General features: G+C 66.0%; 10 protein-coding genes. 7 read left to right on the top strand and 3 right to left on the bottom strand.

Annotated features, from left to right (window positions below):
* Nucleotides 1–146: 146 nt before the first annotated feature.
* The 7 genes from M1247_RS18130 to M1247_RS18100 all read left to right on the top strand — a co-directional run bounded on the left by M1247_RS18130 (nt 147) and on the right by M1247_RS18100 (nt 8402).
* Nucleotides 147–1556, top strand: coding sequence for a WS/DGAT/MGAT family O-acyltransferase (locus tag M1247_RS18130; protein ID WP_317157745.1), 1410 nt, complete (start codon nt 147–149; stop codon nt 1554–1556).
* Between the two features lie 122 nt (nt 1557–1678).
* Nucleotides 1679–3385, top strand: a complete 1707-nt coding sequence (locus M1247_RS18125; protein ID WP_410506892.1) for a BCCT family transporter — start codon at nt 1679–1681, stop codon at nt 3383–3385.
* 9 nt (nt 3386–3394) lie between these two features.
* Entirely contained in the window at nt 3395–3892 is a 498-nt protein-coding gene (locus M1247_RS18120) for a DUF6912 family protein (RefSeq protein ID WP_458695233.1), read from the top strand.
* Nucleotides 3893–3922: 30 nt separating this feature from the next.
* On the top strand, nt 3923–5341 hold the full coding sequence (locus tag M1247_RS18115) for an amidohydrolase family protein (protein ID WP_317157742.1): 1419 nt from the start codon (nt 3923–3925) through the stop codon (nt 5339–5341).
* A 60-nt stretch (nt 5342–5401) separates the two neighbouring features.
* Nucleotides 5402–6547, top strand: a complete 1146-nt coding sequence (locus M1247_RS18110) for a ferredoxin reductase (protein ID WP_317157741.1) — start codon at nt 5402–5404, stop codon at nt 6545–6547.
* 67 nt (nt 6548–6614) lie between these two features.
* Complete coding sequence (locus tag M1247_RS18105; RefSeq protein ID WP_317157740.1) at nt 6615–7859, top strand: fatty acid desaturase family protein; 1245 nt, start codon at nt 6615–6617, stop codon at nt 7857–7859.
* A gap of 141 nt (nt 7860–8000) precedes the next feature.
* Entirely contained in the window at nt 8001–8402 is a 402-nt protein-coding gene (locus M1247_RS18100) for a PASTA domain-containing protein (protein WP_317157739.1), read from the top strand.
* A gap of 3 nt (nt 8403–8405) precedes the next feature.
* Here the strand turns inward: M1247_RS18100 and M1247_RS18095 are convergent, their stop codons facing one another.
* Genes M1247_RS18095 through aroA form a run of 3 tightly spaced genes read right to left on the bottom strand, consistent with a single transcriptional unit; the run spans nt 8406 to nt 11668 of the window.
* A complete protein-coding gene (locus M1247_RS18095) occupies nt 8406–9344 on the bottom strand; it encodes a class I SAM-dependent methyltransferase (protein ID WP_317157738.1) in 939 nt (312 codons plus the stop codon).
* 53 nt (nt 9345–9397) lie between these two features.
* Nucleotides 9398–10378: a ribosome small subunit-dependent GTPase A gene (gene rsgA, locus M1247_RS18090; RefSeq protein ID WP_317157737.1), complete on the bottom strand. Its 981-nt coding sequence runs from the start codon at nt 10376–10378 to the stop codon at nt 9398–9400.
* Between the two features lie 15 nt (nt 10379–10393).
* Entirely contained in the window at nt 10394–11668 is a 1275-nt protein-coding gene (gene aroA, locus M1247_RS18085) for a 3-phosphoshikimate 1-carboxyvinyltransferase (RefSeq protein WP_317157736.1), read from the bottom strand.
* Nucleotides 11669–11712: the final 44 nt, after the last annotated feature.

The following is an 11712-nucleotide window of genomic DNA, read 5'->3' as shown; positions in this document are numbered from 1 at the left end:
CATAACGGGCGAGCGCTGCAGGAGAGGTGCAGACTCATCCATGATCGCACGTGCTGAGCGGCCTCGTGGCACCCATAATTCGAAATGCCGGGACCGCCGGATACCGTGACGGAGTTCTACGTGAGAGAAGGGGAGGTCGGCGCCAGATGGTGACCAGGCTGTCGGCCTCCGACGCGGCGTTCTATCACTTGGAGAACAGTTCGACGCCGATGTATGTCGGTACGCTGTCGATCCTGCGCAAGCCGAGAAGCGGGCTCAGCTACGAGACACTGCTGGCGACCGTCGAACAGCGTCTGCCGCAGATCCCTCGATACCGGCAGAAAGTACGCGAGGTGACCTTGGGGTTGGCCCGGCCGGTGTGGGTGGACGACCCCGATTTCGACATCACCTATCACATTCGACGGTCCGCACTGCCTTCCCCGGGCAGCGATGCCCAGTTACATGACCTGGTCGCCCGGCTCGGCTCCCGCCCGCTGGACAAGACCCGCCCGTTGTGGGAGATGTACCTGGTCGAAGGCTTGGCCAAGAACCGGATCGCCATCTACACCAAATCCCATCAGGCACTGGTGAACGGCATGACGGCGGTCGAGGTCGGCCACGTCATCGCCGACCGCACCCAGAAGCCACCGGAATTCGGTGAAGACATCTGGATTCCGGCCCGCGAACCCAGCGACCGGCAACTGGCGCTCGGCGCGGTCGGGGAGTGGATCGCCCGGCCCACCAGCCAGCTGGCGGCGGTGCGGGACGCCGTCACCGAGGTGGCCACCAACGCCGGAGAGCTGGCCGCCGTCGGGCGCAGGGTGGCCGAAGTGGTCCGCACCGTGGCCCGCGGCACTGCGCCGAGCAGCCCGCTGAACGCCAGGGTGTCGCGCAACCGAAGATTCACGGTGGCCGATCACCGGCTCGAGGATTACCGGCTGGTGCGCGCCCGCTACGACTGCGATGTCAACGATGTTGTGCTGGCGGTGATTGCCGGGGCGTTGCGAAATTGGTTGCTGTCCCGTGGAGAGCCGGTGACGCCGAACACCACGGTGCGGGCGATGGCGCCGATGTCGGTCTATCCGGACGCCGAACTGGACTTCACCGGACCCGGTCAGGCCGTCAGCGAGGTGTCGCCGTTCCTGGCCGACCTGCCCGTCGGCGAGGGCAATGCGGTGGTGCGGTTGTCCCAGATCGCCCACGCCACCGAATCACATTCGACCGCGGCCAGCCTGGTGGATGCGCGCACCATCGTCACGTTGTCCGGCTTCGCGCCACCGACTTTGCACGCCATGGGGATTCGCGTGGCCACCAATTTCCCGGCACGGCAGTTCAATCTCCTGATCACCAATGTGCCCGGCGCGCAGAACCAGATGTACATCGCGGGAACCAAGTTGCTGGAGACCTATGCGGTGCCGCCACTGTTGCACAACCAGGTGCTGGCCATCGGCGTCACGTCCTACAACGGCAATCTTTACTTCGGCGTCAACGCCGACCGTGACGGTATGAGTGATGTCGGGGTGTTGCCGGGACTGCTCGGAGAAGCGCTTGAAGAATTGCTGGACGCGGCCCGATAACCGGCGCGCGATCGGCGGATGTATTTGACCTCGGGGCCCGTAGGGGGTCTGATGAATTCACCATGACCTCTGATGCTCAGAAACGTACACCAGACAAGCACACGCGAGAATCTACGAAACAGATGGTGAAATCGCCGACGGGCGACGTTGTACCGCACCACCCCGTGCTCGACGTTCCGGTCGAGCAGAAGGCGTACACCCGCCGCGCAGGCGTTGACTGGGTGGTATTCGGTGTCACCGCTGTGATCGCCCTGGCATTCCTGGTCTGGGGCTTCCTCAGTACCGATTCGCTGGCCACCGCCTCGACGAATGCACTCGGTTGGGTGATGGCCGACGTCGGTTGGCTGTTCGTCCTGACCGCGTCCGGTTTCGTGGTGTTCGTGATCTGGCTGGCGATGAGTCGGTATGGGAACATCCCGCTGGGTCGCGACGACGACGAGCCGGAGTTCCGGACGGTGTCCTGGGTCGCCATGATGTTCAGCGCCGGCATGGGGATCGGTCTGATGTTCTTCGGGGTTTCCGAGCCGCTGTCGCATTTCGCCTCACCGCCGCCGGGCACCGGCGAGCCCGGTAATGCCGAGGCCGCGCAGACGGCGATGGCGACCACGATGTTCCACTGGACGCTGCATCCGTGGGCGATCTATGCCGTCGTCGGCCTGACCATCGCCTACGGCGTGTATCGCAAGGGCAGGCTGCAGCTGATCTCCGCGGCGTTCGAGCCGTTGTTGGGCAAGCACGCCAACGGGCCGTGGGGCAAGGTGATCGACATGATGGCGATCTTCGCCACCTTGTTCGGGTCGGCTGCCTCTCTGGGGTTGGGGGCGTTGCAGATTCGCAGCGGCCTGCACATCGTCGCGGGAATCGGCGAGACCGGCAATGCCGTCTTGATCGTCGTCATCACCGTGCTGACCCTGGCGTTCGTGCTGTCGGCCGTATCAGGGGTCGCGCGCGGTATCCAGTGGCTCTCCAACATCAACATGGTGCTTGCGCTGGCGATGGCACTGTTCATCTTCCTCGTCGGCCCGACGATGTTCATGCTGAACATGATCCCCACCTCGATCGGCAGCTACGTCCAGGATTTGGCGCAGATGGCCGCCCGGACCGGCGCCGAAGGTGAAGCGGTCAGCACCTGGCTGCAGAGCTGGACCATCTTCTACTGGGCGTGGTGGATCTCCTGGACCCCGTTCGTCGGCATGTTCATCGCCCGCATCTCCCGGGGTCGCACCATCCGGCAGTTCGTCACCGGGGTGCTGCTGGTGCCCAGCGTGGTGTCGGTTGTCTGGTTCTGCGTGTTCGGTGGCGCCGCCATCTTCGAGCAGCAGAGCGGCGTGGATCTCGCCGGAATGGGCAGCCAGGAGCAGCAGTTGTTCAGCCTGCTCGGTGAGTATCCGATCGCGACAGTCACCAGCGTTGTGGTGATGTTGCTGGTCGCCATCTTCTTCGTGTCGGGTGCGGACGCCGCGTCGATCGTGATGGGTTCCCTGTCCGAGCGCGGCACCATCAAACCGACCCGGCCCACGGTGATCTTCTGGGGTGTTGCCACGGGTGCGGTGGCGGCGGTGATGCTGCTGGTCGGTGGTGAAGACGCACTCAACGGTCTGCAGTCGATCACCATCATCGTCGCGGTGCCGTTCGTAGTGGTGATGATCGGGCTGGCGGTGTCGTTGGTGCGCGATCTGCGTCGCGACCCGCTGGTGGTGCGCCGTGAGTATGCGCTGGAGGCCGTCAATGATGCGGTGGTCGCCGGTGTCACCCAACACGGCGACGACTTCGTGATCGCGGTGGAGCGCGATCCTGAAGTTCCCGAGTCCGACAAGCCCGCCGGATAATCTCGCGTGGTGCGCGTGTACATCCCGGCGACCCTGGCCGCCCTGCAGCAGTTCGTCTCCGACCGGTCGTTGCGGGTGGTGAACGGGACGGCATTCGCGGTCACGCCCACCTTGCGCGAGGCCTATGCCGAGGGTGACGACGACGAGCTCGCCGAGGTGGCGCTGCGTGAAGCCGCGCTGGCGTCGCTTCGGCTGCTCGCGGCAGGCGGGGGATCCGACCTTCCGGCCCGCCGGGCGGCCGTGGTCGCCGAGGTGCAGGAAGCCACCGCGCGCCCCGACCTCGACGACGCGGTGGTGCGGCTGTCCGGGCCGGTTCCGCTTGACGCGGTGATCGCGGTTTACGTCGACAACGCCGATGCCGAGCCCGCCGTGCAGGCCGCGGTCGACGTCATCGACGAAGCCGATATGGGCGACGAGGACGCCGAGCTCACGGTCGGGGACGCGCAGGACCATGACTTGGCGTGGTACGCACCTCAGGAGTTGCCGTTCCTGCTCGAATTGCTCTGAGCGCCATAGTCAACACTGAGAGGGGTCTCGATGAGAAGTGTGCGACTGGTCGCCACGCTCGCACTCGTCATGGCCGGCTTCGGATGTGCCGCCCAGGATGGCGATACCGTGTCGAGCACTGCGGCGCCGCCGCAGACCTCGCCGGCTCCGGCTCCGGCACCCGAGAGGAGTCCGCAGGTGAGTTTCACTGATTTCCGCAACGTCCGTATCTTCGACGGCCACAGTGACCAGCTCTCGGCGCCGTCCAACGTGCGCGTGAAGGGCAATCGCATCGAGCGGATTTCGACCGAGCCGCTACCGGCGGAGCCTGACGGCACCGTGACGGTGATCGACGGCGGCGGTCGCACCCTGATGCCGGGCCTCATCGACAATCACTGGCACACCATGTTCGTGCGGCCGTCGCCGGCGCAGTTGATGTCGTCGGATCCGGGTTACATCAACCTGGTCGCCGGTGACGAAGCGAACGATACGTTGATGCGCGGCTTCACCACCGTGCGCGATCTCGGCGGTCCCAGTTTCGGGCTCAAGCGGGCCATCGATGAGGGCGTGATCGACGGGCCGCGCATCTTTCCGTCCGGCGCGATGATCACGGTGACCAGTGGCCATGGCGACTTCCGCACCTCCCATGATCTCCCGCGCAGCCCCGGCGGGGCGCCGTCGCAGCAGGAAGAGCTGGGCGCGAGCATGGTCGCCGACAGCCCCGACGAGGTCCGGATGCGCACCCGCGAACAGCTGTTCCAGGGCGCCTCGCAGATCAAGCTGACCGCCGGGGGTGGTGTGTCGTCGCCGCACAGCCCGCTGGACGTCGTCGCGTTCACCGAACCCGAACTGCGGGCAGCCACCGAAGCGGCAGGCAACTGGGGCACCTATGTGACCGTGCATGCCTACACGCCGCAAACCATCCAGCCCGCCATCCGCGCCGGTGTCCGTTGCATCGAGCACGCTCATCTGATGGATGACGCCACGGCAAAGGAAATGGCGGAGAAGGGAATCTGGCTGAGTACCCAGCCGATTCCGGCGGAGATGATCGGTGCGTTCCCTCCCGGTTCGGACGAGGCCGCCAAGGCAAAAGAGATCGTCGACGGCGTCGACAACGTGTACAAGTTGGCCCGCAAGTATGGAATCAAGACCGCATTCGGCACCGACATCCTGTTCTCGCCGCAGCTGGCTCCCAAACAGGGCGCACTGTTGGCACAACTGGGTCGCTGGTACTCGCCGGCGGAGGTGCTGACCATGGCCACCGGCACGAACGCCGAGCTGCTGGCCACGTCGGGCAAGCGCAGTCCGTACACCGGCAAGCTCGGCGTGGTCGAGGAAGGCGCACTGGCGGATCTGCTGCTGGTCGATGGCGACCCATTGCGGAATCTGGAGCTGGTGGCCGACCCGGAAAAGAACTTTTCCGTCATCATGAAGGACGGCGCGGTATACAAGAACAACCTGGTGGCGTGAGGTGAATATCGGGGGCAAGGACTAGCTACGACACCGTAAGTTACGGTACCGTAGGTTCCCATGGCCAAGAATGACATCAAGGTCTCGGCCAACGTTGCCGACACCCTCCGTCCCACCGTTGCGGGAGCCACGCGACCCGGTTGGAATGTTTTGCGCACCATCGCCGGTCGCATCACCACGCCTTTGCTGCCCGACGACTACCTGAAATTGGCCAACCCGTTGTGGTCGGCCCGTGAACTACGCGGAAAGGTGCTGGAGGTCCGGCGCGAGACCGTGGACTCGGCCACCTTGGTCATCAAACCCGGGTGGGGATTCACCCTCGATTACGAACCCGGCCAGTACATCGGCATCGGTGTGCTGCTCGACGGACGCTGGCGGTGGCGGTCGTACTCGCTGACCTCAACCCCGGAGAAAAGCCCGGCGGGCAGGGAACGCACCATCACGATCACGGTCAAGGCGATGCCCGAGGGCTTCCTGTCCACCCACCTGGTCGGTGGGTTGGCGCCGGGCACCGTCGTGCGGCTGGCCGCACCGCAGGGCAACTTCGTCCTGCCGGATCCGGCTCCGGCGTCGGTGCTGTTCCTCACCGCGGGCTCCGGCATCACCCCGGTGATGTCGATGCTGCGCACGCTGGTGCGACGTGATCAGATCACAGACATCGTCCATGTGCATTCCGCTCCAACCGAATCCGACGTGATGTTCGGCGAAGAACTGACGGCCGTGCACCGTGCTCACCCTGGCTACACGCTGCGGCTGCGCAATACCCGCACCGAGGGCAGGCTGGATTTGACCCGACTCGACGACGAGGTCCCGGATTGGCGCGAACGCCAGGTCTGGGCGTGCGGCCCGGAGGGCATGCTCAGCGACGCGGAGAAGGTCTGGACCGCCGCAGGTATCGTCGACAATCTGCACCTGGAGCGGTTCGCGGTGTCCCGCGCCGCGCCGCACGGCGCAGGCGGCACAGTGACTTTTGAGCGCAGTGGCAAGGAGCTCAAGGTTGACGGCGCGACACCGTTGATGGAGGCCGGCGAGGCGGTCGGGCTGCGGATGCCGTTCGGTTGCCGGATGGGGATCTGCCAGTCGTGCGTGGTGGGGTTGGTGGACGGCCATGTCCGGGACCTGCGCACCGGCGTTGAGCATGACCCCGGGACCCGGATTCAGACCTGTGTTTCGGCGGCGTCCGGCGATTGCGTCCTGGACATCTGATAATTACCAGCTAGTAACCTACGCAGTCGTAGGTTACGGTATCGTAGGTAAAGAAAGGAGGCCGACGATGGCTGTTACCGACGTTCCTGTATTCACGCACCTGACCGATGCCGACATCGAGAACCTTGGCATCGAACTCGATGCGATCCGGCAGGACATCGAAGACTCCCGCGGTGAGCGCGACTCGCGCTACATCCGCCGTACCATCGCGGCCCAGCGTGCCCTCGAGGTGGCAGGCCGCGTCATGCTGGCCGCCAGTTCACGCCGTTCGGCGTGGTGGGCAGGCACCGCGACACTGGGCGTGGCCAAGATCATCGAGAACATGGAGATCGGCCACAACGTCATGCACGGCCAGTGGGACTGGATGAACGATCCCGAGATTCACTCCTCGTCGTGGGAGTGGGATATGAGCGGGTCGTCCAAGCACTGGCGGTTCACCCACAATTTCATGCACCACAAGTACACCAACATCCTCGGCATGGACGACGATGTGGGCTACGGCGTGATCCGCGTGACCCGCGACCAGCGCTGGCGGCCGTTCAACCTGTACGGCAACCTGCTGTTCAACACCCTGCTCGCGGTCGGCTTCGAGTGGGGCGTCGCGTTGCAGCACCTCGAGCTGGGCAAGATCTTCAAGGGTCGCGACAACCGCGCTGCCACGCTCGTGCGGATCCGTGAGTTCGGTGTCAAGGCCGGCCAGCAGCTGTTCAAGGACTACGTGGCATGGCCCGCGGTGACCTCGCTGTCACCCGGTGCCACCTTCAAGTCGACGCTCACGGCCAACGCGATCGCGAACGTGATCCGAAACGTGTGGGCGAACGCGGTGATCTTCTGCGGCCATTTCCCTGACGGCGCAGAGAAATTCACCAAGACCGACATGGTGGGCGAGTCCAGGGGGCAGTGGTATCTGCGCCAGATGCTGGGCAGTGCGAACTTCGAGGGCAACTGGACGCTGCGGTTCATGAGCGGCAACCTGTGCCACCAGATCGAGCACCATCTGTACCCCGATCTGCCCAGCAACCGGCTGCACGAGATCTCGGTCCGGGTCCGCCAGGTGTGCGAGAAGTACGACCTGCCCTACACCACGGGGTCGTTCCTGGTGCAGTACGGCAAGACGTGGCGCACCATCGCCAAACTCTCTCTGCCGGACCGGTTCCTGCGCGATACCGCCGACAACGCCCCGGAGACCCGCAGCGAGCGGATGTTCGCCGAGCTGGACGGATACGGTGTCACCGATCCCGCCACCGGTCGTCGACGTGGTCTGAAGACCGCGATCGAGACGGTGCGGGGCTGGCGCCACAAGGCCGCATAACCACAAGGCCGCATAACCACAACGCCCAACGTGGGCTTGTGTTCGAGTTCTCACCGATTCCTCGAACACAAGCCGACGTTCGGTGCGGATTCGTAGCGTTCTCCCAGGCTGCTGGCAGCCCTCGGTTCTATCGTTTCGCGCATGAAGAAGCTGCTTGGTGTTGCTGCCATCGCAGTCGGCATGTCGGCGATTCCCGTCGGGATGCTGGCCACCGGCATCGCAGCGGCTGACGACTACGCCGGCCAAACCTATGCCGACGCGTCGTCGGCGTTGTCCGATGCGGGCATGAAAGGCGTCGTCGCCACCCGTTCGGGTGATTCACTGCCCGACGACAAATGCGTGGTGGAGAGCTCGGAGAAGGCGGCGTGGCTCAAGGGTGACGATTTCTCGCCGGTCAGCGATACCGTGTTGCTCCACCTGAACTGCAACGCCGGTGTCGCCACGGCCGGCAAGCCTGGCAATTCGGCGGCCAGCCCGGAGGGCCGGGCGGCGATCCAGCAGGCTAAACAGGACGCCGCCGACCAAGCCAAGGCCAAGCACTGATCGCTACTGCCTGACCGCGGTGCTGTAGTAGTTGTCGCTCAGGGTCGGCTGGCCGTCGGGCCGTGCAGGCACCGGCAGATCCACCGCGGCGAGTAACTCGGCCAGCGGCGTTCGTGACGAGGTCCAGCCGCGGGCGCCGAGGTATTCGTCGACGTCGTTGCGCTCGCCGGGAAACCCGAGATCGCCGAGCTCGACGTCGAATCCGTGTTCCTGCCAGCGCGCGGTGACCGGGCTGAAGGCCTCCGCGGCGTCGGTGGCCTCGGCGTCGATGGCATCGCGGCCCAGCATCGACACCTCGGAAGCCAGCCTGCTTCCGGGGGCGCTGAGCGCAGTGATGTTGTCCAGCAGGCGATCCTGGGCATCGGCCGGCAGGAAAGGCAGCAGGCCTTCAGCGCTCCAGGCCGACGGCTGATCGGGGTCGAATCCTGCCTTGCGCAACGCGGTCGGCCAATCTTCGCGCAGATCGATCGGGACGTCGCGGACGTCGGCGGTCGGGTCTGCCTGTAGTTGCGTCAGGGTGGCGGTCTTGAAGGCCAGCACGTCGGGAACATCGATCTCGAAGACGATGGACCCGGCAGGCCACGCCAGCCGGTAGCCGCGGGCATCGAGGCCGGACGCCAGGATCACCGCCTGGCGGATACCGGCGGCGGCCGCCTCGGTGAAGAACGCGTCGAAGTAACGGGTACGGGCGGTGAGCAGGTTGGTCATCTGCTGCATGCCCCATGGTGCACCGGGGATGTCGACCGTGGCCGCGTCCAATTCGCCGGTGGCCCAACGGGTGAAGAAATCGATACCGACGGCCCGCACGAGGGGTTCGGCGAACGGATCGTCGATCAGCGCGGGTTCGGCGTTGGTGGCACGGGCCCGCCCGGCCGCAACCATCGTGGCGGTGGCCCCGACGCTGCTCGCCAGATCCCAGGTGTCGCTGTCAGTTCGCTCCATACCGTCGATTTAACGCTTAGACACACTAACTAGCAAGGTGAGCGGCGAAAGTATCAGGATTCTTTCAGGACGGCCAGCAGTCGGCGGGCGGCGCCCACCCGGCCGGTGGCGGGCCCGCTCAGCGCATCCAGTGCGCATTCGGGATCGGCAGGCGGGCCCATGTGGCCACACCCGCGCGGGCAGTCTGCGATGGCTTCGGCCAGATCGGAGAAGGCCAGCATCACGTCGTCGGCTTGGATGTGGGCCAGGCCGAACGACCTGATCCCGGGAGTATCGATCACCCAGCCCTCGCCGTCCAGCGCCAGCGCCACCGACTGGGTCGAGGTGTGCTTGCCCTTGCCGACCCCCGACACTTCGCCCGTCGCCCGGTAAGCGTCGGGCACAAGGCGATTGACCAAGGTGGATTTCCCGACGCCGGAGTGCCCGAGAAACACGGTGACCTTGTCGACCAGCAGCGGCGCCACCGCATCCAGCGGGTCGTCACGCCCGGCGTTCACGATCGTCAGGTCGAGGTCGGAGAACTGCGCGGTGAACGATTCCGGTGGGGCCAGGTCCGATTTTGTCAGGCACAGAATCGGTTTCAGCCCCCCGGCGTAGGCGGCGATCAGTGTGCGCTCGACGAATCCGGTTCTCGGCGGTGGATCGGCCAGTGCCACCACGATCAGCAGTTGATCGGCGTTGGCGACCACCACGCGTTCGGTGGGATCAGTGTCATCGGCGGTGCGGCGCAACACTGTTCGTCGTTCGCCGCGTCTGACGATGCGCGCGAGCGTATCCGGGCGCCCGGAGAGGTCCCCGACCACGTCGACGTCATCGCCCACCACGATCGGGGTGCGGCCCAGTTCGCGGGCGCGCATTGCCGTCACCCGATGTTCGGGTTCCCGGTCCAGCGCGCAGCCCCAACGGCCGCGGTCGACGGTCACCACCATCGCCGAACGGGCATCGGCGTGCTCGGGTCGGGTCTTGGTGCGCGGCCGAGTGCCCCGACCCGGCCTGATCCGGACGTCGGATTCGTCGTATTCCCGTGCCTTCACACCAGTCCCGCGCTCTCAACCGCCTGCCAGCATCTCAACCCACATCCGTGGGAAGTCCGGCAGCGTCTTGGCTGTCGTCTCGATGTTCTCCACCTCGACACCGGGCACCCGCAGGCCCACGATCGCCCCTGCCGTCGCCATCCGGTGGTCGGCGTAGGACCGCCAGGTCCCGCCGTGCAGCGGTCGCGCCGTGATGCGCAGGCCGTCGTCGGTCTCGGCGCAATCCCCGCCCAGGCCGTTGATCTCGGCGCACAGTGCCGCCAACCGGTCGGTCTCGTGACCGCGCAGATGGGCGATGCCCCGCAGCGTCGACGTCGAGCCCGGGTTCGCCAGTGCGGCCAGCGCGGCCATGGTCGGGGCCAGTTCGCCGACGTCATGAAGGTCCGCCTCGAACCCGTCGTAGCCGTCCGGTCCGGTCAGTTCCAGCTGCGAATCACCTTGGTGCACAGTCCCGGCGGCCTTCGTCAACAGGTCGATGATGGTGGCGGCGGGTTGGATACTGTCCCGGGGCCAGCCGGCGATCCGGACAGTGCCGCTGGTGACCAGCGCGGCAGCGAGAAACGGGGTGGCGTTCGACAGATCCGGCTCGATGACCCAGTCCCGCGCGGCCACGGGGCCCGGATCCACGCGCCAACGGTTGGCCACACTGTCATCGACCGCAACGCCGGCCTCCCGCAGCATGGCCACGGTCATTGCCACATGCGGTGCCGAGGGGACCGAGACGCCGGTGTGCACGATCGTGAGGCCGTCGGCAAAAGACGCACCGGTGAGCAGCAGTCCCGACACGAATTGTGAGGACGCCGATGCGTCGATGTCCACCGTGCCACCGGTGATCGCGCCGCGGCCCCGGACCGCGAACGGTAACCGGTCGCCGTCTATGTCGACCCCGAGACCACGCAGGCCCGCCAGCAGCGGCGCGATGGGCCGGCCCCTGGCCTGTTCGTCACCGTCGAAGGTGACCGTGGCCGAACTCAGCGCGGCAACCGGTGGCAGGAATCGCAGCACGGTGCCTGCCAGGCCGCAGTCGATGCGGGCGTCAGCGGCGGGCGCGATGCGCCCGCGCACGGTCAACTCGCTTCCGTCGCCATTGACGGTGACTCCCAGGGCACGGATCGCCTCGATCATCAGATCGGTATCGCGGCTGCGCAGTGCGCCGCTGACGGTCGACTCGCCCTGCGCGGTGGCCAGCGCCGCCAGTACGAGCGCCCGGTTGGTCAGCGACTTCGAGCCCGGCACCGTCACGGTGGCATCGACAGGGGCCGTTGCGGACGGAGCGGGCCAGTTCTGCACGTCCTACATCCTGCCTTGTCCGTCGATTCTGCGACCATGGGCTC

Origin of the sequence: Mycobacterium appelbergii (assembly GCF_032883035.1) — a bacterium.
Taxonomy (GTDB): domain Bacteria; phylum Actinomycetota; class Actinomycetes; order Mycobacteriales; family Mycobacteriaceae; genus Mycobacterium; species Mycobacterium appelbergii.
This window is presented reverse-complemented; position numbering and strand designations above follow the sequence as displayed.

Bases quoted from the DNA above. Each gene is read 5' to 3' on its own strand.
- M1247_RS18095 (WP_317157738.1), bottom strand. From the start codon at position 9,344: ATGGAGCGAACTGACAGCGACACCTGGGATCTGGCGAGCAGCGTCGGG.
- M1247_RS18105 (WP_317157740.1), top strand. From the start codon at position 6,615: ATGGCTGTTACCGACGTTCCTGTATTCACGCACCTGACCGATGCCGAC.
- M1247_RS18110 (WP_317157741.1), top strand. From the start codon at position 5,402: ATGGCCAAGAATGACATCAAGGTCTCGGCCAACGTTGCCGACACCCTC.
- M1247_RS18100 (WP_317157739.1), top strand. From the start codon at position 8,001: ATGAAGAAGCTGCTTGGTGTTGCTGCCATCGCAGTCGGCATGTCGGCG.
- M1247_RS18125 (WP_410506892.1), top strand. From the start codon at position 1,679: ATGGTGAAATCGCCGACGGGCGACGTTGTACCGCACCACCCCGTGCTC.
- M1247_RS18115 (WP_317157742.1), top strand. From the start codon at position 3,923: ATGAGAAGTGTGCGACTGGTCGCCACGCTCGCACTCGTCATGGCCGGC.
- M1247_RS18130 (WP_317157745.1), top strand. From the start codon at position 147: ATGGTGACCAGGCTGTCGGCCTCCGACGCGGCGTTCTATCACTTGGAG.